Raw genomic sequence first — 20,969 nt, forward strand, 5'->3', positions numbered from 1 at the left:
TCCCCTTATGGGCGGTCGGTGGCCGCCTGTTCGAACTGCGACTGGTAGAGCCGCCAGTAGGCGCCCCGGGCGGCGATCAGCTCGTCGTGTGAACCCTTCTCGACGATGTCTCCGTGCTCCATCACGAGGATGAGGTCGGCGTCTCGGATCGTGGAGAGGCGGTGCGCGATGACGAAGGACGTGCGCCCTTCGCGCAGCGCCGCCATCGCGTTCTGCAGCAGCAGCTCGGTGCGGGTGTCGACGGCGCTCGTCGCCTCGTCGAGGATGAGGATCGACGGCTGGGAGACGAAGGCGCGGGCGATCGTGATGAGCTGTCGCTCGCCGGCAGACACGTTCGCCGCGTCTTCTTCGAGGATCGTCTCGTACCCTTCGGGGAGAGCATGCACGAATCGGTCGACATAGGTGGCCTTCGCCGCCGCCAGGACCTCGTCATCGCTCGCACTCGCGCGGCCGTACCGGATGTTCTCGAGGATGGACCCGGCGAACAGCCACGGGTCCTGCAGCACCATTCCGGTTCTCGAGCGCAGATCGTCGCGCGTCGTTTCGGAGATGTCCTGCCCGTCGAGCAGGATCCGTCCGCCATCGAGCTCGTAGAAGCGCATGATGAGGTTCACCAGCGTGGTCTTGCCGGCACCGGTGGGGCCCACGATCGCCACGGTCTGCCCCGGCTCGACGCGGAAGGACAGGTCGGTGATCAGCGGATGATCCGGGTTGTACGAGAATGACACGTTCTCGAACTCGATGACGCCGTCGCCCTCCGGCACAGCCGGCGCATCCTCGGCATCCGGCTCCTGCTCATCCGCATCGAGGAAGTCGAAGACCCGCTCGGCCGAGGCCGTTCCGGACTGCACCACCGCGGCCATGCCGCCGAGCTCCGACAGCGGCTGCGTGAACTGCTGCGAGTACTGGATGAACGCCTGCACATCGCCGAGCCGCAGCTGACCGCTGGCGACCATGAGACCGCCGAGCACGGCGATGCCCACGTAGGTGAGGCTCCCGACGAACGTCATGGCGGGCATGATGATGCCGGCCAGGAACTGCGCCCGGAAGCTCGACTGGAACAACTCCTCGTTCTCGATCTGGAACTTCTCCAGCGCGTCCTTCTCGCGGCCGTAGACCTTGACGAGGGCGTGCCCCGAGAAGGCCTCTTCGACCCGGGCGTTGAGGCGTCCGACCTTGCGCCACTGCATGCCGAAGGCCTTCTGCGAGCGCGGTCCGATGATCCCGAAGATGACGGCCATGAGCGGCAGCGCGACGAGCGCGACGAGCGCCAGCTGCCAGGAGATCGAGAACATCATCACGAGCACGCCGATCACCGTCAGCACCGAGGTCAGCGCGCCCGAGAGCGATTGCTGCATCGTCTGAGTGATGTTGTCGATGTCGTTGGTGACGCGGGATATCAGCTCGCCGCGCTGCACCTTGTCGAAGTACGACAACGGCAGCCGGTTGATCTTCGCCTCGACGTCCTCGCGCAGGCGCCACATCGTGCGCACCATGATGACGTTGATGACGTAGCCCTGGATCCAGGTCAGCAGCGCGGCGCCGATGTAGATCGACAGCACCGCGATGATGATCCAGCGCAGCCGCTCGAAGTCGACACCCGCACCCACCTGGAAGTCGCTGAAGGCCGCGACCATGTTCGCGAAGTCGTCCTGCCCCTGCGCGCGCAGCAGGTCGACGACCTGCCCCTGCGGCAGCCCGGCCGGAACGCCGCTGTCGGCGAGGCTCTTCGAGATGAACCCCTCGTAGATGATGTTGGTCGCCTCGCCGAGGATCTTGGGGGCGGCGACAGTCAGCACGACGCCGAGCGCTCCGAGGATCGAGACGAAGACGAACCACAGCGCGGACGGCTTGAGGAGCCCGATCATGCGGGCGAAGCTCTTGCCGAAGTTGTCGGCCTTGCCGGGGGCGACCGCATCGAAATCTCCGGAGGTGAGCCGCGCCTGCTCGGCGAGCTCCGCCTCGTACTGCTCCTCGGCCGTCAGCTCGAGCGGTGAACCGGTCGTCACGCTCGTGGGAGCCTGTTCGTCGGCGCTCATGCGTCCACCCCCAGCTGCGATTCGACGATCTCGCGGTAGGTCTCGTTGGTCGTGAGCAGCTCGCCGTGGCGCCCCATCCCCACCATGGTTCCGCCGTCGAGCACGACGATGCGGTCGGCGTCGATGATCGTCGAGACCCGCTGCGCGACGACGATCTTGGTCACGTCGGGCAGTTCGCGCCACAGGGCCTGTCTCAGACGCGCGTCGGTGGTCAGGTCGAGGGCGGAGAAGGAGTCGTCGAAGATGAGGATCCGCGGGCGGTGGACGATGGCCCGCGCGATCGCCAGGCGCTGCCGCTGCCCGCCGGAGACGTTCGTTCCGCCCTGTGCGATGCGCGAGTCGAGCCCCTCGGGCATCGCCTCGACGAAGTCGCGCCCCTGCGCGATCTCGAGTGCGTGCCAGAGCTCGGCGTCCGTGGCCTCCTCGCGCCCGTAACGCAGGTTGGATGCGACGGTTCCGGTGAACAGGAAGGGCCGTTGCGGCACGAGCCCGATGCTCTGCCACAAAGCATCGACATCGGCATCGCCGACCGCGGTGCCGCCCACGGTCACCGTGCCATCGGTCGCGTCGAACAGTCGAGGGATGAGGGAGATGAGCGTGGTCTTGCCGGCACCGGTCGAGCCGACGATCGCGACGGTCTCACCGGGTTCGGCCCGGAACGACACATCGGAGAGCACGGGCGCCTCCGCCCCGGGGTACGTGAAGCCGACCGACTCGAGGGCGATCGCACCGGGGACGGGGAAATCGACGATGCCGTCGACCGGACGTCGCATCGAGGATTCGGCCTCGAGCACCTCGCCGACGCGCTCGGCAGAGACGGCGGCCCGCGGGATCATCATCGCCATGAAGCTCGACATGATCACGCCCATCATGATCTGACCGATGTACTGCATGAAGGCGAACAGCGTGCCCACCTCGACGGCGCCCGCGTTGATCTCGATGCCGCCGAACCAGATGACCCCGACAACCGTCACGTTGAGGATGAGCATGAACAGCGGGAACAGCAGCACGAACAGTGAGCCGATCTTGCGGCCGAGCACCATGAGGACGGTGTTCGCCTCGCGGAAGCGGTTCTCCTCGATGCGCTCGCGCACGAAGGCGCGCACGACCCGCACGCCGGTGAGCTGCTCGCGCATGATGCGGTTGATGGCGTCGAGCTGGGCCTGATTCCGTCGGAACAGGGGAACCATCCGGCTGATGATGATGACCGCGACGATGAGGAGGACGGGCACCGAGACGGCGATCAGCCAACTGAGCCCCACGTCCTGCTGCACCGCCATGATGATGCCGCCGATGGCGAGCAACGGCGCCGTGACGAACATCGTGGCGCCCATCATCGCGAGCATCTGCACCTGCTGCACGTCGTTCGTGTTGCGGGTGATGAGCGATCCCGCGCCGAACTGCGAGACCTCCCGCTCGGAGAACCCGCTGACGCGCGAGAAGACATCGGCGCGGATGTCGCGCCCGGCGGCCATGGCCGCCCGCGCCGCGAAATAGGTCGCCACGATCGAGCAGATGATCTGTCCGAGGGAGACGACGAGCATGAACGACCCGGTGCGCCAGATGTAGCCCGTGTCTGCCTGCGCGACGCCCCGGTCGATGATGTCGGCGTTCAGACGCGGCAGGTAGAGCGTCGCCAGGGCACTGGCGAACTGGAAGACGATGACACCGAGCAGGAGCCACCGGTACTTCGACAGATACCGGACGAGGATCTTTCCGAGCATGAGGGCGTCCTTGTGGGAATGGGCCGCACCGACCACAAGACAGCGTGCCACGTGCCGCCGACATTGAGAACGGTGGTCCGCTCAGGGCGAAACGATCCGCAGGTGAGCGGCCCTTTCAGCTGAAGAGCGCGACGGCCGGCCGGAAGGCCCGGGCCCCCGCCGCGGCATCCGCCCTCAGCCCCGCGATCGTCGCCGGCTGCCAGCGCGGCGACCGATCCTTGTCGACCAGCTGAGCGCGGATGCCCTCGACGAGATCGGGGTGGTTCTCGACGAACCACATGACCCGCCGATACTCCCCGATCAGCGCATCGCGCAGATCTCCGGTGCGCGCTTCGCGCACCGCCTCGAGGGTGACGGCGAGTCCCGTCGGCGACAACTCGGCGAGGGTCGCGGCAGCGGCGGATGCCGCGACCTCGGGCCGCGAGGACAGACGACGCATGATGCTCTGCACGTCATCCGCGGAGAACACCTCGTCGATCCAGCGCCGGTCCTCGACGAGCCCGGACTGCTCCGGCGTCTCGTCGAACAGCAGAACGAGCTCGGAGGGGCTCGTCGGGTCGGCGCGCTTGCCGAGGGCCTCGCGCAGTTCATCGAGGTGGCGCGAGGGAACGAAGTGATCCGCGAAACCGGCGTAGACGGCATCCGCCCCGCTCATGACCCCGCCCGTCAGGCCCAGGTACTCGCCGAGCCGACCCGGTGCACGGCCCAGCAGATACGTGCCGCCGACGTCGGGGGTGAAGCCGATGCGCGTCTCGGGCATCGCCAGACGACTCCGCTCGGTCACGATGCGGATCGCCGCATGCCCGGCGAGGCCGATCCCCCCGCCCATCGTCACGCCGTCGGCGATCGCGACGACGGGCTTCGGGTACTCGGCAATCGCCAGGTTCAGCGCGTACTCGGCACGGAAGAACTCGGTGGTGCGCTCCGGGTGCCCGGACCGGATCTGATCGTGAAGAGCACGGACATCGCCGCCGGCGCAGAGGCCTCGGTCACCGGCCCCATCGATGAGCACGATGTCGATGTCGGCGTCGTCGCGCCAGGCGTCCAGCGCCGCGGACAGGCCGCGGATCATGCCGATGTCGAGGGCGTTAATCGCCTGCGGCCGGTTGAGGGTGAGACGTCCGAGGGAGCCCTCGGTGCGAACCAGAATGGTGGATGCCGCGTCGATGTCAGTCACGTCTGCCACGTTACCGCGGCACGAAGTGCTTGCCCCGCGCTCGTCAAAGGCGCGATTCTGCGGAATCTCCGGCAGGATAGAGAGCACCCACACGCAGGAAGGCCCCGGATGCCCCACGGACAGCTGATCGAGTTCGCCCACGTGACCAAGCGCTTCGGCGCGGTTGCGGCCGTCTCGGACTTCTCCGCCCGTGTCAACCCCGGCGTCGTGACCGGGTTCCTCGGTCCGAACGGTGCGGGCAAGACGACGACGCTTCGCATGCTCCTGGGACTGGAGCGTCCGACGAGCGGCACCGCCTCGATCGGCGGCACCCGCGTATCGGATCTGCGCAACCCCGGTCGTGTGATCGGCGCCATGCTCGAAGACCCGGGCTTCCGTCCGCGCCGCACCGTCGAGCGCCACCTCACTGCGGCGGCCAAGGCGAACGGTGTTCCGGTCCGCCGCGTCTCCGAGCTCATCTCGTTCGTGGGTCTCGGCTCCGATGCCGACACCCGCATCGCAGCCCTGTCGCTGGGCATGCGCCAGCGTCTGAGCGCGGCGACCGCGCTTCTGGGCGACCCGGGCGTCCTCGTTCTCGACGAGCCGGCGAACGGCCTCGATCCCGAGGGCATCCGCTGGATGCGCACCCTGATCCGCGGCCTCGCCGACGAGGGGCGCACGGTGCTCGTTTCCTCGCACGTGCTGTCCGAGGTCGAGCAGATCGCCGATGAGATCCTCGTGATCGCGCAGGGGCGGCTGAAGTTCGCCGGTTCGATGGAGGACCTCGCCGACCCGCGCACGGGTCCGGTCGTCGTCGATGCCAACGATCGCCGGGGGCTCTCGCGCATCCTGCGCGGCGCCGGGTACCAGCTCGAAGTCCTCCGCTCCGGACTGACGGTGCGCGGAGGCGATGCGGAGTCCATCGGCAACCTCGCCGCCCACGCCGGCATCGCCCTGTCGACCCTGCAGCAGCGCGGACCGACGCTGGAGGACGTCTTCCTCGACCTCGTCCACGACCGCTACGTGCGTCCGACGGCGGCGCCTGCGACCGCAGCCGTGCCGATCATCGCCGAACACGACGACCCCGTCGCGCTCTCCGAGCAGAACGTCGCGGCCCCACGGCCCGCTTTCCCGGTTCAGGATGCTCCGACGCCTGGCCCCGTTGAGGAAGAGGCCACCGTTCTCGCTCCCGTCGAGGACATCGTCGAAGAACCCGTCGCTCCCGCCGTCGAGGAACCCGTCGCTCCCGCCGTCGATAAGCCCGTGGCGCCCGTCGCCACGGAGACGACTGCTCCGGTCCCGGCCACGGCCGAAGAGACCGTCGAAGAGGCGTCGCCCGCCGACCAGGAGCCGACCGAGCGTGACGCGACGGAGGCATCCGCGGCCGCTGAGCTCTTCGCATCGACGCCCATCGCCGCGGCCCTCGTCGAGGAGCGCCCGCTTCCGGGCCTGGCCGGCCTCGCCGCCATGGCCAGCGTCTTCAACGCCACGCCGGTCGCAGAGAACGCCGAGCTCCCCGTCGCGGATGCGGAGTCCGAGACGGAGCCTGCTCCTACCGCTGAGGAGAGCACGCAGCCCGTGGAGGCTGAGACCGCGTCCACCGTCGAAGAGGCCGCCGGTGACACGGCTGTTTCCGACGAGTCGTCCGCCGAGGCGGAGCCGGCCGCTGCTGAGCCCACCGCCGCGGATGAGGGCGTCCCCGCAGAGGACACCGTCGTAGCGGATGCCCCCGCGGTCTCCGCAGTCGAGGCCCCCGCCCCCGACGCTTCGGTCACGGAGCCGTCGGCGGACGAGACCTCCGCTCCCGCCCCGGTGGAGCAGGACGCACCCGCCGAGGCGACCGTGCCCGGCACGGAGAGCAACGAGGTTCCGGCGGGAGCCGAAGCCGCTGCCGAAGAAGCGCCCGCAGGCGCCGATGCGGCACCCGTGGCAGCGCCCGCCGGTCCGCTGATCGACGCCCCGGTCCTCGGTGAGTTCCCCTCGTTCGCACCGGTGCCCACCTTCGACGAGCAGTTCCGCACCGCCGAGACGCCCGCCGAGGCGACGCCTCCGGCCGAGGCATCCCCTGCACTCTCCGCAGACGACGAGCCGCTCGACGTGGCCGATCTCTTCAGCGTGGTCCCCGATATCGTGACCGCGCCGATCCCCGCGGCAGACCCTGCTCCTGCGACAACGGAGCCCACCGCCGAGAACGCGCCCGAAAGCCTCACCGACGCCGAGCCGTCAGCCGTCGACGCGTTCTTCAACGCGTTCGCAGCGGATGCCGACGAGAACGCCGACGGCACGTCTTCCTCGGACGACGAGCAGCGCTGAGGTCAGGCCGGCCGCGGCCGGATGACGGGCCGCTGACGCCCGCGAACAACCGGGATCGACCCCGTCTGCGCGATCTCGGCGACATCGACGAGCTCTTCCGAGACGTCCAGGCGCAGGGCCTGGGTCAGAGCGAGCCCGTTCCGCGTCGTGAAGAGCAGCCGCTGGAACTCCACATCACCCTCGAGATCGATGACGACACTCGGCCAGCGTCGGCGGAGCAGGACGAAATCAGTCGTCGCCGCGCCCTTCCAGGTGCCGGCCGCGAGCAGGCCGGGCAGGTGGGTTCCGGGCCCGGGCGCACCCCGCAACCACGTCCACGGGTCATCGGTGAGCTGAACCTTGACAATCGTCTCGCGGACGATGCGCAGGTTCTCGCGACGGAAGCTCGCAGCCCGCTCGACCGGGGAGAGCACAACCTCGAGCTGTGTCTGATCCAGGAGCAGCGTCACCATGCTTCCAGTCTGCCAGTCCGCTCCTGCGAACGGACTGCAAGATCCTCACAGGAGGGCAACGATCGGCTGTCGGACGCGCACAGCGCCCGACAGCCGAGCAGGACGGTTCAGTCGCGCGTTGCCGCAGCTGCCGCGCGGGCGGCCGCGGGCAGAGCCGCCTCGATCGCGGCCAACGCCTCGTCGTCGTGCGCCGCAGTGAGGAACCAGGCCTCGTAGACGCTCGGAGGCAGCACGACGCCCTGCTCGCGCATCGCGTGGAAGAACGGGGCGTAGCGGAACGCCTCCTGCTCCAACGCCTCGGCGTAGGTGCGCGGCGCTTCGGCGGCGAACACGACGCCGAACAGGCTGCCGGCACGCGGGACGGCGTGCACGACGCCCGCTTCGGTCAGCGAGGCGTCCAGGGCGTCGGCGATACGGGCTGCCGCAGCATCCACACGGGCGTAGACGGCGGGAGTGGCCAGACGCAGGGTCGCGAGGCCGGCCGCGACCGACAGCGGGTTTCCCGAGAGGGTGCCTGCCTGGTAAACCGGTCCGATGGGAGCGAGGTGGTCCATGATCTCGGCGCGCCCGCCGAGGGCGGCCAGCGGCATGCCCCCGCCGACGACCTTGCCGAAGGTGATGATGTCGGGCAGGTACTCCTCGCCGAGCGAGGCCTGCAAACCCCAGAATCCCGCCGGGTGCACCCGGAAGCCCGTGAGCACCTCGTCGAGGATCATGAGCGCCCCGTGCGCGTGCGCGGTGTCGGCGATGAAGCGGTTGAAGCCGGCATCCGGCGCCACGACGCCCATGTTCGCGGCTGCCGCCTCGACGACGACGGCGGCGATGTTCTCACCGTGCTCGGCGAAGACCGCTTCGAGCGCGGCCCGGTCGTTGTAGGGGATCACGAGAGTCTGAGCGGCGATCGGCGCGGGGACTCCCGCCGAGCCCGGCAGGGCGAGCGTGGCGACGCCGGAGCCCGCCTCGGCCAGCAGCCCGTCGGAGTGTCCGTGGTAGTGGCCGGCGAACTTCACGAGCAGATCGCGTCCCGTCGCACCGCGGGCCAGACGGATCGCCGTCATGGTCGCCTCGGTTCCCGTCGACACCAGACGCACCTTCTCGACCGGCGCGAGGTCTCCCACACGCACGCGCTCGGCGATCGTGCGGGCGAGCTCGACCTCGCCCTCGGTCGGGGCGCCGAAGGAGAGGCCGCGCGTCGCTGCCTCCTGAACGGCCTCGACGACCTCGGGATGCGTGTGCCCGAGAAGCGCGGGGCCCCACGACGCCACGAGATCGATGTACTCGTTCGCCGAGGCATCCGTCACGCGCGCACCCTGCGCGGACGCCAGGAACCGCGGCGTGCCGCCGACGGACCCATAGGCGCGCACCGGCGAGTTCACCCCTCCCGGGGTCACCTCGCGCGCGGTCTCGAACAGGTCGTCATTGCGGTCGATCATGGATGCCTCCCGGACGTGGATGCTGGAGTGGAACTCGTGCGGCTGGATCAGCGCGCGTCGAGCCACTGGGCGGCCTCGGTCGCCCAGTAGGTGAGGATCGCGTCAGCGCCCGCGCGGCGGATGGAGAGGAGCGACTCGAGGACAGCCGCCCGACGATCGATCCAGCCGTTCGCGGCGGCGGCCTCGATCATCGCGTACTCGCCGGAGATCTGGTAGGCCCAGACGGGGATCTGCACGTTGTCACGGACCTCGCGCAGCACGTCGAGGAAGCCCATGGCCGGTTTGACCATGACGATGTCGGCGCCCTCGGCCTCATCGATCAGCGCCTCGAGCAGGCCCTCGCGGCGGTTGCCGGGGTCGAGCTGGTAGGTGCGCCGGTCGCCGGTGAGCTGCGAGTCGACGGCCTCGCGGAAGGGGCCGTAGAACGCGCTCGCGTACTTCGCGGCATAGCCCAACAGCATCGTGTCGGTGAAGCCCTCGGCGTCCAGACCCTGACGGATGACGGCCACCTGGCCGTCCATCATGCCCGACAGCCCCAACAGCTGGGAGCCGGCGCGCGCCTGGGAGAGCGCCATCGACACATAGCGGTCGAGGGTCGCGTCGTTGTCGACGGAGCCGTCCGCGGCGAGCACACCGCAGTGGCCGTGATCGGTGAACTCGTCCAGGCACAGGTCGGTCTGCACCACGAGCGCATCGCCGACCTCCTCGACCAGTGCGGTCGTGGCGAGGTTCAGGATGCCGTTCGGGTCATCCGCTCCGGAACCCTGCGCATCGCGCACTGCGGGAACGCCGAACAGCATGACGCCGCCGACCCCGGCCTCGGCGGCCTCGGCCGCCGCGCGGCGCAGCGAGTCCATGCTGTGCTGCACGACACCGGGCATCGAGCCGATGGGCTGCGCCTCGGCGAGACCTTCGCGCACGAACATCGGCAGCACGAGCTGACGGGCCTCGACCGACGTCTCGCGCACGAGGTTGCGCACCGCCGGACTCTGGCGCAGACGGCGCGGACGGATCTCGGGGAAGGAGCTCACGGCGCGAACTCGTCTGCAGCGTGCGGGAGGGTGAAGTGCGAGACCGCGTCGATCAGTGCGTCGACGGTCTGCTTGTCGGCGACGACCGTGATCGGCAGGCCGGCCTTGCGCGCATCGCTCGCGGTGCGCGGGCCGATCGCAGCGAGAAGCGTGTCATCGGGGATCTCCGGGAACTGCTCGCGCACCTGCTTGGCGACGGAGCCGCTCGTGATGAGGATCGCGTTGATCCGGCCGCTGTCGACATCGCGACGGATCCGGTCCGTGACCGGAACCCCGACCGTGCGGTAGGCAACGATGCTGGACACATCGTGTCCCGCCGCGATGAGCGACTCGGTCAGCACCGGCTTCGCGATCTCGCTGCGCAGAGTCAGGATGCGACGGGGCTCGGGTTCGAGCGCCATCATCTGCTGGGCCATGCCGGCCGCGGAGTTGTCTTTCTCGGGGACCAGCGCGACCTCGTAGCCGACGGCCTGCAGGGCGGCCGCGGTGGTCTCGCCGACCGCGGCGATCTTCGTGGTCTTGGGCACGACGGCACGGTGCGCGAAGAGCACGTCGACGGTCGTGGCGCTCGTCACCGTGAGCCAGTCGAAGGCACCGGCGGCCAGCTTCTCGAGCGCGTCGTCGAGCGCAGCCTGATCATTGGTCGGGCCGAAGTTGATCAGCGGTGCGACGACAGGGACCGCGCCCTGCGCCCGCAGACTCGCGGCGACGCCGTCGCCCCACGGGCCTCCTCGCGGGACGAGGACGCGCCAGCCGGTCAACGGCTTCTCATGGTTCGTTTCGGGTGTAGTGGTCATCAGAGTGCTCTCAGGAGACGTAGTCGGCCGCCCCTTGTTCGAGCAGCCGACGGGCGACAGAAAGACCGAACTGGCGAGCTGCGTCATTCGGGTCCGCACCATCGGCAGCATCCGCATCGTTGCCACTGCCGTTCAGACGAATATACCCCTCGTCCAGGCCTTCGGTGACGTCGAGGCCGATCCGGCCGGTGCCCGCGGGCTCGTAGACGATGGTTCGCAGGCGGACAGAGTCGCCGGTGACGACGGCATGCGCCGCCATGGGAGCCTGACAGCCCGCGTCGAGCCCCTCGAGCACCCCGCGCTCGACCGTGATGGCCAGACGGGTGGCCGCATCATCGATCTGCGCCAGCGCGTCACGCAGCTCCTGCGGAGCATCCGCCGTCGTCTCGACCGCGAGGGATCCCTGACCGGGTGCGGTGGGCCACTCGCTGAAGCCCAGGTCTTCACGCGCGAGCGTCAGCTCCGCTCCGAGACGGGACAGGCCCGCGGCCGCGAGGATGACGGCATCCAGCTCACCGGTCTCGACGCGTTCCAGACGCGAATCCACGTTGCCGCGGATATCGACGACCTCGACCTGCGGGGCGCGACGACGCACCTGCGCGATACGGCGGGGCGAACCCGTGCCCACCTTCGCACCCGCCGGGAGCAGGTGCAGCGGCGTGCCGTCGCGGGTGATCACGACATCGCGGGCGTCTTCGCGCACCGGCGTCGCACCGATCACGAGGCCTTCGGGCATCGCGGTCGGCAGGTCTTTGAGGGAGTGCACGAGGATGTCGCACTCGCCCGCGAGCAGAGCCTCGCGCAGACGGGTGGCGAAGACGCCGACTCCGCCGATCTCCGAGAGGGATGCCCGGTTCGTGTCGCCTTCGGAGACGATCGGGACGAGTTCGACACGACGGCCGGTGACCTCTTCGAGGGCGGCGGCGACGTGTCCGGACTGGGCTTGGGCCAGCGCGCTGCGGCGCGTGCCGAGACGGATCGGGGCGTTCATTTACTGCAGCACATCCGCGATCTCGTCGAAGCGCAGGCGGCGCCCGGTGTAGAAGGGCACCTCCTCCTTCACGTAGCGGCGGGCCTCCGTATAACGCAGGTCGCGCATGAGGTCGACGAGCTCGGTGGGGTCGTCCGCTTCGAGCGGCAGCAGCCACTCGTAGTCGCCGAGCGCGAAGGCCGCGACCGTGTTGGCCACGACGCCGCGGAACGCGGCCCCCTTGCGGCCGTGATCGGCGAGCATCGTGCGGCGCTCGCTCTCGTCGATCAGGTACCACTCCGGAGTGCGCACGAAGGGGTACAGGCACAGCCAGCCCTTCGCCTCGACGTCGCGGAGGAAGCCGGGCACATGAGCGCGGTTGAACTCGGCATCGCGGTGCACGCCCATGACGTTCCAGACGGGCAGGAGCGTGCGCAGCATCTCGGTGCGGCGCAGGCGACGCAGCGCCTGCTGAAGCTCTTCGGCGGTATCGCCATGCAGCCAGACCATGAGGTCGGCATCGGCCTTGAGACCGGAGACGTCGTAGAATCCGCGGATCGTCACGCCGGAATCTTCGATGTGGCCGGCGATGTTCTCCAGCTCGGTCGCATCCGCCTCGATGACGGGTGCGTCGGGATTACGGCGCCACACCGCCCAAAGGGTGAAACCGGACGGGTTCTCTTCGCTCACTTCGGACATGCATCCAGTCTGCCCCTTTCTTCCGAAAGGGGCCAATGCGCGTCCTGGTCAGCGTGCGATGGCGCGGGCGACGGCCCAGACGAGGCCGCCGATACCGGCAGCGAGGACGACCGCTCCGGCGATCGCGCCGGCCGGGTTGCGTTCGGCGAACGCACGGGCGCGGGCTGCGCCGCGCACCGATGCCTTCTCGATGCGTCGCGGCACGTTGCCCTTGATCTCGATCGCGGCGAGCGCCGCCTTCAGCTCTGCGCGAGCGGATGCCACGGGATCGGTGATCCCCGCCGGCACCGCCGTGCGGGGCAGATTCTGATCAGAAGTCGTCATCGCCCGCCTCCTTCACAAGTCGAATATCGGCGGCAACGGCCTGTCCGGGGTTCTCCCGACGCAGCGCCTTGCGGAATTTCAGCAGGCCGAGGATCACGCAGACGGCGAGGCAGACGATCAGCAGTCCGATCACCGCCAGCACCGCGAGCCAGGCCGGCCACCAGGAGGCGAGCCCAACGACGGCGAATGTCAGGAGCATCGGGACGAGCCAGAACAGGAAGAACAGCGCGATGAGGAACCAGACGCTGCCGATTCCCGCATCCTTCGCCGTGCGCGAGATCCAGGCCTTCGCCGCGTCGATCTCGGCCTTGACCAGGGTGGTGACGAGCTCGGGCAGATCGCCCAGCAGCGTCAGGAGACTGTCATCCGCGCGGTCGCGGTATCCGCGGGCCATGTCACTTGCCGTTCGTCGAGGTCTTCGCAGCCGCGGAGGACTTCTTCGCGGGAGTCTTCTTCGCCGCTGTGCTCTGCGCCTCGTCGACGGCGTTCTCGAGGTCGGCCGCGGCCTTCTTGCCCGTGGCGATCGCCGCGTCGAGCTTCGCGCCCGGAGTATCCGAGGAGCCCGCGGCCTTGGCGACCTTCACCACGCCGTTCCAGAGCGCGCCCGGAACAACGGCGGCCTTCTCGCCGACGTAGCTCTTGGCTCGCTGGACCTGGTTCTGCACGGGGTCGAGGTGCCAGACCTTCAGCCACTGCGTCTTGATCTGCTCGTAGCGTTCGCGTCCGGCACGCGTGCCGAGCACGTAGCCCACGCCGAGTCCGACGACGATTCCGATCTTCCCCTTCATGGGGTTCTCCTCACGTTGTTCCGCTCGAGCCGGGGGCGTATGCACCGCCGGCCAGGTCTCCCAGCGTAACGCCATATGCCGAGATCGGCATCTACTGGTTGACAGCGGCCCGGCTCAGCCCCAGAGGAGGGCCCGTCGCACGCGTTCTGTTTCATCGACGGCATCGGGGATGACCTGAGCCAGCCCCGTCCCCGACAGCCAGGCGCCGACGGCGCCGAGCCCGTCGATCTTCGCGACAGCCGCCCGGACGGACCGGCGCCGCTCGCCGGCGCCGAGCAGCGAGACCGGCTGCGACTGCGTGAAGCGGGACCGGTGCGCGGCGATGAGACTCTCCGGTGCGAGGTGAACGCCGAGAAGAGCGGATGCTTCGGACAGCGCGAGCTGCGCGGCGGCATCGTCGTCGAGAGCGGCCGTGGCCGCCGGCTCGCCCTGCGATCCGAAGGAGACCCGGACGATGTGGCGGCCCCCGGCGCTCTCGCGGAGCCACTCCCATTTGACGGTGGCGTGCGTGAGCGCCTTTCCGGTGTGGCTGCCGGGCACTGTGAGCACACCGGTTCCGCGGGGCGCGGCATCCAGCACCGGAGCATCGATCAGGAGCGAGACGATCTCGATCTCCGGCGCCTGGCCGGGAGTTCCGAGACCGGGTACATGATCGGCGAGCAGGTCGCGGGCGACGGGTTCCGCGGTGGCGATGATCACGGCATCCGCGACGATCGTCTCGACCGTCGGCTCCGCACCCTCCTCGGATGCTTCGTCGTCGCCGGCGACGGTGACGGTGACGATCCAGGAATCGCCCTCACGGGCGATCTGCTCGACCGCGGCCTCCGTGCGGATCGTCGCCCCGAGCAGTGCAGCATCCGCGGCGAGCGCATCGATGAGCGTGTGCATGCCGCCCGAGAGCGCCTCGACCGCCGAGCCCGGCGCCTTCCTCGCCCGCTCGGCCCGATCGGCGATCATCTGCGCGACCGCGACGGACAGCGACCCGGTTAGGGTGAGCGTCTCGTTGAGTCCGGGAGCCGCGATCTCCGGATCGACGTCATCCGGGTGCGCAGAGTACACGCCCGCCGTGACGGGCGCCACGAGCAGGTCGCGAACCTTGGCGCCCATGCGCGTCTCGACGAGGTGACCGAGGCTGCGGTCCTTGCCGATCGTCAGCAGCGGACGCACACGGTCGAGGTAGGCGCGCCACGCGCCGCCCCAGCCGATGATGCGGCGCACGTCCTCGGCGAAGGGGTTGGCCGGGATGCCGAGCACACCGCCCTTGGGCAGCGGAGCCGGCGCGATGCCGGGAGCGCCGACGAGCCAGGCACCGACAGGGTTCGGGGTGACGACACGATCTGTCAGAGCCAGCTCATCGATCAGTTCGCGGACGTGACCGCCGCGCGTCGCATAGCTCTCGGCTCCGGCATCCACCATCACACCATCGAGCTCCGCCCGCCGGATGGCACCGCCGAGAACGTCCGCGGCCTCGAGCAGAGTGACCCGCATGCCGACCTTGGCGCATTCGCGCGCCGCGACCAGCCCGCCGACGCCGCCGCCGACGACCACGACATGGCGCGAAGCCGCGCGGGCGGCGAGGTCCTCGGGGGCGTCCGTCATGCGCCCAGGCCCTGCTGGGCGTGCGCGAGCTCGACGATGCGCGTCAGCTGGTCGGGGTCGGTCTCCGGCGGAACGCCGTGACCGAGGTTGAGGATGTGGGCGCGCGCGGAACGGCCGCGGCGCAGAACCTCGAGGACGTGCTTCTCGAGGATCTCCCACGGAGCCTGCAGCAGTGCCGGGTCGATGTTGCCCTGCAGCGTCACATCCGGGCCGAGGACCGCCGCGGCCTCATCCAGCGGCATGCGCCAGTCGACGCCGACCGCCGAGGTGATGCCGTCGAGGCGCATGTCGCCCAGGAACGGTCCGGTGCCGACGCCGAAGTGGATGACCGGCACGGGAAGGTCGATGACCGACGCCTTCGAGTGCGGTGCGATGTGCGCTCGGTAGTCGTCCGGGTTCAGAGAGCCCGCCCACGAGTCGAACAGCTGCACCGCCGAGGCGCCCGCGTCGATCTGGGCTTCGAGGAACCGGCGCGAGACGCGGGAGAGCCAGTCGGCCAGACGATTCCAGGACTCGGGGTCGGCGTGCATCATGGCGCGCGCTCGCAGGTGCTCCTTCGACGGGCCTCCCTCGATGAGGTACGCGGCCAGCGTGAAGGGCGCACCGGCGAAGCCGACGAGAGGGGTGTCGCCCAGCTCTGCCGTGATGATGCGGATGGCCGCGGTGATCGCCTCGTGATCGAGGTCGGCGGGATCGATCGCCGTGATGCGGTCGACATCGGCGCGCGTGCGCACCGGGTTCGCGAACACCGGGCCCCGGCCCGGCTCGATCTCGACCTCGACGCCCGCCAGACGCAGAGGGATGACGATGTCGCTGAAGAAGACGGCCGCATCGACCTTGTGCCGGCGCACCGGCTGCAGGGTGATCTCGGCTGCGAGCTCCGGGGTCAGGCAGGCATCGAGCATCCGCGTACCGACCCGCAGCTCGCGGTACTCGGGAAGGGAACGACCGGCCTGACGCATGAACCAGACCGGGGTCTGCTCGGGGCGGTCACCGGCGAGAGCGCGCAGCATCGGAGAGTGTGTGGCAGCCATGCCTCCATCCTCCCATCCGTACTGAGGAATCGTCCCTTCAGCTCCCTCTACGGTTCGCGGCGTAGACTGGAGGGGTGCTGCTGTGCGTGACGGCGAGTCACAAGACCGCCTCCTTCGAAATGCTCGAACGATTGAGCCGCACCCCTGACGACGTCGCCCCCAATCTTCTGGGTCTGGCTTCGTGCGTGCAGGGGGCCGTCGTCGTCGCCACCTGCAACCGCTTCGAGGCGTACATCGAGGTCGACGAACCGGTGACCGCGGCCGGCGCCGTCGGCGTCGAAGCCGTGCTGGAAGCCATCGAGCAGACCGCCGGCATCCCCGCCGAAGAGCTCGAGGGCGCCTATGAGGTGCACTCCGGCCGCCATGTCGCCGAGCATCTGTTCGCCGTGGCATCCGGTCTCGAATCGGTCGTCCCCGGTGAGGGCGAGATCGCGGGCCAGGTTCGCCGCGCCCTGAAGTCCGCCCGCAAGGAGGGCACCACCTCCCCCGAGCTCGAGCGTCTCTTCCAGCGCGCCAGCCAGGCCCAGCGCAAGGTCAAGAACGTCACGGCGCTCGGCCGTGCCGGCCGCTCGCTCGTGCGCCTCTCGCTCGAGCTCGCCGACAGCCGCATCGCCGACTGGTCCGCCGAGAAGGTGCTGCTCGTCGGAACCGGCGCCTACGCAGCCGTCACCCTCGCGACCCTGCGCGAACGCGGCGCCGTCGACATCTCCGTCTACTCCCCTTCGGGCCGTGCGGCCGTCTTCGCCGAGAAGCACGACATCACCGCCGTCCCCGAAGACGACTACGCCCGCATCGCCTCGCGATCCAGCCTCCTCATCACCTGCACCAACGCCGCCGAGGAGCCGGTTCTCGGCCCGCAGCACCTGCAGGCGCCCACCGGTCCCGTCCCCGCGGGCTGCCCCATGGGGCAGAACTCCCAGCTCGTCATCGACCTGGGAATGCCCCGCAACGTCGACCCCGCCGTCGCCTCGCTCGAAGGCGTCGCCCTCCTCGACCTCGAGACGATCCGCCTGCACGCCCCGCTCGAAGAGCTCCAGGCCACCGATGCCGCGCGCTCCGTGGTTCGCGAGGCCGCCGACACCTTCAACGTCGTCGGCGACCGCCAGAGCGTGACCCCCGCCGTCGTCGCGTTCCGAACGCACATCCTCAGCCTCATGGAGGCCGAGATCGACCGGGCCCGCGCCCGCGGCGATGAGGACGGCCGGGTCGAGCAGGCCATGCGCCACCTCGCCGGGGTCCTCACCCACACACCCACGGTGCGCGCCCACGAGCTCGCCGCCGACGGCCGCAGCGCCGAGTTCATCTCCGCCCTCGAGACGATCTACGGCATCACCCCCGAGGTCCCGGCCGCGGCATCCGACATCGCCTGACTCCGCCGAGAGAGCTCGGGCGCGTGCTACGGTGGCGTCGCTCGAATCTCGAAACCGGAGTGAACTGTGTCATCAGCCTCGACGCCCGCGCGTCTGCTCGCCCTTCTGTCCGCGGGAGTCCTGGCTCTCGCCCTCGCAGCCTGCAGCTCATCCGCGCCGACGGCTGAATCGTCGAGCGCCGAGCCCGCACCGGTCGAAACCGTCGAACCGGCCGAGCCGACGGCCGAGGACATCGAGGGCCGCTGGTGCCCGACACCCGAGAGCGCCGCCACCGAGGGGTGCGTCACGATCGCCCTCCCGAACGCCGTCTACGACGACGCCGTCACGGTCGAGCTCAGCGAACCCGTCGCCGGCGACCCGGCCGATGGCTTCGCCTTCTCCACCCCGGGCGCCCCCTTCGGCACCTATTTCCCCGCCGGTTTCGAGATCCCCGGCGGCACCCCCGACTACTACCCGGGCGCCGACCTGCCCGATCAGGACCGCATCTGGAACGGTCAGACCGGTGCGCTCCTGCTGCGCGCGACTCCTCCCGAGATCACGGCCGCGAACTGCGCAGATGTCTCGGGCTCCGCAGCCCTCGCCGGATGGAGCGGCGAGCTCCCGGCAGCGCCGTCGGCCATGTGGGACATCCGCGACACGATGGGCTGGGCCGCCGAGACCTACGATGCCTGCACCGCCCTGTCATGGATCGTCGTCCCTCTGACCGATTGCTGCCTGGGCGGGTACCCGTTCGCGGTCATGCTCTTCCACGAGGGCGAGTTCGCGGGGATGGCCACGGAAGAGATCTACGGACGATTCCCCGAGGTCGCCCGCGTCGCCGACGACGAGCTCACCATCACCTGGTCGTGGGTTCCCGACGGCGGATCGAACGCCGGGCCCTACGACACCGCCACGTCGACCTTCACCTGGGACGACGAGGTCGTTCGCACCGGAGACCTGCCGCCGGTCTCGTTCTGAGTGCGGCGCCCTGCACGACCGCAGCAATGTCTGCGCCAGTACGGTCTAAGCCAGCAGCGCGCAGTCCGGGGCGGCCGCCGCGAGGCGGGCATCGAGCGTCAGCAGACGGCACTGCGCCGCCCGCGCGAGCACGACGTACATGGCGTCGTAGGCGCTGATGTTGTGGCGCAACGCGTAGACGGCCGGAAGTGACGCGACCATCGGCACCTGCTCGACCCCGAGGTCCTCGAACTCACGGAAGGCCCGCAAAGCGAGTTCGTCGCTGATCTGACCGCTGAGGGACCACCCGCGGACGACGGAGGCGACCTCCGCCGTCAGATGCTGCGGTGCGATCAGCTCGTGACCGTCGAGCAGCACGGCCGCCCGTCGCCCCTGTTCCGTTCCGAGCAGGATCTCGGCGACCGCGGATGCGTCGACGACGAGCGTCATCGACCGGGCCGCTGCTCGGCGAGCACTTCTACCGCAGGCTCGAGCACCGCGGCCCCGCGACTCGCGATCCGCTCCAGAAGCTCGGCTCGGCTCGGACGCGTCGCGAGACGGTCGAGCTCGCGCAGCAGGTAGTCGCTGAGCGAGCGGCCCTCGAGGGCTGCCTTCGCCTTGAGCGCTCGGCTCGTCTCCTCCGAGACGTTGCGGACCTGGATTGTTGTCATGCATTCAGCATACGTCGCATGTAGTTTGCATGTCGAGGCATTCGAACAGCCTGCACCGCTATTTCCGCGATTTCCGCTCCAGTACGAGACTTGCCGCATGGCCCTTCGCATCGCCGGAGACACCGCCGCCGACGATCTGCTGACCGACAACTCGCTCGCCCTGCGCGAAGCATCCGATCCCTAGGGCGACGAGGGCGCCTCCCGCAGCGTCGCAGACATCGTCCCGACGGGATCGCTCGCGCTCGTCCGCGCGAACAAGGAGGCGGTGAAGGCGACCGCTCAGGCTGCGAAGCAGAGGCCCGCTCCCGGTGTCAAGGGCGCTGCACGATCACCGCCCCTCGCGCAGACTCAACCCATGTCGACCAATGTGCGCCGCCTCGCCTGTACGCCCGATGACGTCTTCCGCGTCCTCGCGGACGGATGGATCTATCCGGGCTGGGTTGTCGGAGCATCCCGCATGCGCGACGTCGAGGAGACCTGGCCGCAGGCCGGTGCGCGGCTGCACCATTCCGTGGGGGGTCTGGCCGGCACTGCTCGACGACACGACCAGCAGCGTCATGTGGGACCCGCCGCGGCGGATGGTCATGACGGCGCGCGGTTGGCCGATCGGCGAGGCGCGGGTCACGCTCGATGTGCGCGATTCCGAAGGCGGATGCCTCGCGCGAATCCGTGAGGACGCCATCAGCGGCCCGGCGACCCTTGTTCCCGAATTCCTCCGCGACGCGATGCTCCGCGTGCGCAACGCCGAGACCCTGCACCGCTTGGCCTATCTCGCCGAGGGGCGCGCCGGAGACTCTCAGCTCCCGTAGCGGTCGGCGATCTCCTGCGTGAGCGCGGGCCAGACGCGCTTATGGTCCTCGCCGAAGGGCACCCCGGAGAGGAACGCCGCAGCGATGTCCCGCGATCGATCGATGAAGAGGAAACTGCCCTGCGCTCCGAAGTGCCCCGCGGTCTCGGGCGGGAAGGTGTCGGCGAGCCAGTGCGGCGACTTCTCGGCCTTCAACTCGAAACCGAGCCCCCACTGGCAGTCGGCGTAGGCACCGTAGCCGGGAACGATGCCCCGCAACCCCTGGTGCGATGGGCTCAGTGCCAGGTTTCGGAACGAGGCGGGGATCAGTGTCGGACGCAGCACCTCGCGCCCGAAGATCAACAGGTCGTTGATCGAGGCCCGCCCGCCCGCGGATGGACGCCCCGTCACGTCCGTCTCGGCCATCCCGAGCGGACCGGTCACCTCGCGCGCCATCCATTCGCTGAACGGGATGCCGACGGCATCCGCCACGTGCGCGGCCAGGGCGTCGAACCCGGCGTTCGAATAGATGCGCCGCTCACCGGGAGCCTTCTGCGGCTCGGCGCCCTCCATCGGCAGACCGCTCGTGTGATCGAGCAGGTCGAGCACCGTCGATCCTGCGGGGCCGGCAGGATCATCGAGGTCGAGCAGGCCGTGATCGATCGCGACGAGAGCACCCCACGCCGTCAGCAGCTTCGTCACCGAGGCGAGCGCCACCACGGCGTGCGGGTCGCCCTGCACGGCGAGCGTCTCGTCGGGGCTCGTCACACCGACGAGAGCGGTGTGCGGGAAGCCGTCGGTCGCGGCGAAGGTCGTCGTCTCCATTCCTCTATCCTGCCGTGCTTC

The 20,969-nt window shown here is 69.5% G+C and carries 20 protein-coding genes and 1 pseudogene; 4 read left to right on the forward strand and 17 right to left on the reverse strand.

The annotated features are described in order from the left end of the window. Positions 1–5: 5 nt before the first annotated feature. The 3 genes from Q0Z66_RS02860 to Q0Z66_RS02870 all read right to left on the reverse strand — a co-directional run bounded on the left by Q0Z66_RS02860 (position 6) and on the right by Q0Z66_RS02870 (position 4,940). Complete coding sequence (locus Q0Z66_RS02860; protein WP_298037525.1) at positions 6–2,039, reverse strand: ABC transporter ATP-binding protein; 2,034 nt, start codon at positions 2,037–2,039, stop codon at positions 6–8. Beyond that, on the reverse strand, positions 2,036–3,763 hold the full coding sequence (locus Q0Z66_RS02865) for an ABC transporter ATP-binding protein (protein ID WP_298037668.1): 1,728 nt from the start codon (positions 3,761–3,763) through the stop codon (positions 2,036–2,038). Before Q0Z66_RS02865 ends, Q0Z66_RS02860 begins: the two co-directional genes overlap by 4 nt. Before the next feature lie 115 nt (positions 3,764–3,878). Beyond that, positions 3,879–4,940 (reverse strand): enoyl-CoA hydratase/isomerase family protein, encoded by a 1,062-nt coding sequence (locus Q0Z66_RS02870; protein ID WP_298037527.1) that lies wholly within the window; start codon positions 4,938–4,940, stop codon positions 3,879–3,881. A gap of 108 nt (positions 4,941–5,048) precedes the next feature. Here Q0Z66_RS02870 and Q0Z66_RS02875 point away from each other — a divergent pair, with 108 nt between their 5' ends. Next, positions 5,049–7,232 (forward strand): ATP-binding cassette domain-containing protein, encoded by a 2,184-nt coding sequence (locus Q0Z66_RS02875; RefSeq protein WP_298037532.1) that lies wholly within the window; start codon positions 5,049–5,051, stop codon positions 7,230–7,232. 2 nt (positions 7,233–7,234) lie between these two features. On the opposite strand, the gene Q0Z66_RS02880 is transcribed toward Q0Z66_RS02875, so the two are convergent. The 11 genes from Q0Z66_RS02880 to hemE form a co-directional block, all read right to left on the reverse strand. Continuing rightward, entirely contained in the window at positions 7,235–7,684 is a 450-nt protein-coding gene (locus Q0Z66_RS02880) for a hypothetical protein (protein ID WP_298037534.1), read from the reverse strand. A 107-nt stretch (positions 7,685–7,791) separates the two neighbouring features. Then, on the reverse strand, positions 7,792–9,117 hold the full coding sequence (gene hemL, locus Q0Z66_RS02885; protein ID WP_298037672.1) for a glutamate-1-semialdehyde 2,1-aminomutase: 1,326 nt from the start codon (positions 9,115–9,117) through the stop codon (positions 7,792–7,794). Positions 9,118–9,164: 47 nt separating this feature from the next. Beyond that, positions 9,165–10,148, reverse strand: coding sequence for a porphobilinogen synthase (gene hemB, locus Q0Z66_RS02890; RefSeq protein WP_298037537.1), 984 nt, complete (start codon positions 10,146–10,148; stop codon positions 9,165–9,167). Next, positions 10,145–10,945, reverse strand: coding sequence for a uroporphyrinogen-III synthase (locus Q0Z66_RS02895; RefSeq protein ID WP_298037539.1), 801 nt, complete (start codon positions 10,943–10,945; stop codon positions 10,145–10,147). Before Q0Z66_RS02895 ends, hemB begins: the two co-directional genes overlap by 4 nt. Positions 10,946–10,955: 10 nt before the next feature. Next, positions 10,956–11,936 (reverse strand): hydroxymethylbilane synthase, encoded by a 981-nt coding sequence (gene hemC / locus Q0Z66_RS02900; protein ID WP_298037541.1) that lies wholly within the window; start codon positions 11,934–11,936, stop codon positions 10,956–10,958. Next, entirely contained in the window at positions 11,937–12,614 is a 678-nt protein-coding gene (gene hemQ, locus Q0Z66_RS02905; protein WP_298037543.1) for a hydrogen peroxide-dependent heme synthase, read from the reverse strand. It abuts the gene before it with no gap. Between the two features lie 48 nt (positions 12,615–12,662). Continuing rightward, a complete protein-coding gene (locus tag Q0Z66_RS02910; protein ID WP_298037546.1) occupies positions 12,663–12,938 on the reverse strand; it encodes a hypothetical protein in 276 nt (91 codons plus the stop codon). Next, positions 12,925–13,332, reverse strand: a complete 408-nt coding sequence (locus tag Q0Z66_RS02915) for a phage holin family protein (RefSeq protein WP_298037548.1) — start codon at positions 13,330–13,332, stop codon at positions 12,925–12,927. The genes Q0Z66_RS02910 and Q0Z66_RS02915 overlap by 14 nt, the downstream gene beginning before the upstream one ends. Before the next feature lies 1 nt (position 13,333). After that, complete coding sequence (locus Q0Z66_RS02920; protein WP_298037550.1) at positions 13,334–13,726, reverse strand: hypothetical protein; 393 nt, start codon at positions 13,724–13,726, stop codon at positions 13,334–13,336. A 114-nt stretch (positions 13,727–13,840) separates the two neighbouring features. Then, on the reverse strand, positions 13,841–15,325 hold the full coding sequence (locus tag Q0Z66_RS02925) for an FAD-dependent oxidoreductase (protein ID WP_298037551.1): 1,485 nt from the start codon (positions 15,323–15,325) through the stop codon (positions 13,841–13,843). Continuing rightward, positions 15,322–16,359 carry a uroporphyrinogen decarboxylase gene (hemE, locus tag Q0Z66_RS02930; RefSeq protein ID WP_298037553.1) on the reverse strand — a complete coding sequence of 346 codons (1,038 nt, stop codon included), beginning with the start codon at positions 16,357–16,359 and terminating at the stop codon, positions 15,322–15,324. Before hemE ends, Q0Z66_RS02925 begins: the two co-directional genes overlap by 4 nt. Positions 16,360–16,433: 74 nt before the next feature. On the opposite strand from hemE, the gene Q0Z66_RS02935 reads away from it, so the two are divergent. Both Q0Z66_RS02935 and Q0Z66_RS02940 read left to right on the forward strand, forming a co-directional pair. Beyond that, positions 16,434–17,729: a glutamyl-tRNA reductase gene (locus Q0Z66_RS02935; protein ID WP_298037556.1), complete on the forward strand. Its 1,296-nt coding sequence runs from the start codon at positions 16,434–16,436 to the stop codon at positions 17,727–17,729. Positions 17,730–17,795: 66 nt separating this feature from the next. Further along, positions 17,796–18,686: an LppP/LprE family lipoprotein gene (locus Q0Z66_RS02940; protein ID WP_298037557.1), complete on the forward strand. Its 891-nt coding sequence runs from the start codon at positions 17,796–17,798 to the stop codon at positions 18,684–18,686. A gap of 45 nt (positions 18,687–18,731) precedes the next feature. On the opposite strand, the gene Q0Z66_RS02945 is transcribed toward Q0Z66_RS02940, so the two are convergent. Together Q0Z66_RS02945 and Q0Z66_RS02950 are read right to left on the reverse strand one after the other, a co-directional pair. Further along, the gene (locus tag Q0Z66_RS02945) at positions 18,732–19,115 is read right to left on the reverse strand and encodes a type II toxin-antitoxin system VapC family toxin (protein ID WP_298037560.1); all 384 of its coding nucleotides are present in this window, start codon (positions 19,113–19,115) and stop codon (positions 18,732–18,734) included. Next, on the reverse strand, positions 19,112–19,336 hold the full coding sequence (locus Q0Z66_RS02950; RefSeq protein WP_298037562.1) for an antitoxin: 225 nt from the start codon (positions 19,334–19,336) through the stop codon (positions 19,112–19,114). The genes Q0Z66_RS02945 and Q0Z66_RS02950 overlap by 4 nt, the downstream gene beginning before the upstream one ends. A 355-nt stretch (positions 19,337–19,691) precedes the next feature. On the opposite strand from Q0Z66_RS02950, the pseudogene Q0Z66_RS02955 reads away from it, so the two are divergent. After that, positions 19,692–20,145 (forward strand): annotated as a pseudogene (locus Q0Z66_RS02955) (SRPBCC family protein). Here the strand turns inward: Q0Z66_RS02955 and Q0Z66_RS02960 are convergent. Continuing rightward, positions 20,133–20,948, reverse strand: a complete 816-nt coding sequence (locus Q0Z66_RS02960; RefSeq protein WP_298037566.1) for a serine hydrolase — start codon at positions 20,946–20,948, stop codon at positions 20,133–20,135. The pseudogene Q0Z66_RS02955 and the gene Q0Z66_RS02960 sit on opposite strands and share 13 nt — an antisense overlap. Between the last annotated feature and the right edge of the window lie 21 nt (positions 20,949–20,969).

Source organism: uncultured Microbacterium sp. (genome assembly GCF_947632095.1).
Lineage (GTDB): Bacteria > Actinomycetota > Actinomycetes > Actinomycetales > Microbacteriaceae > Microbacterium.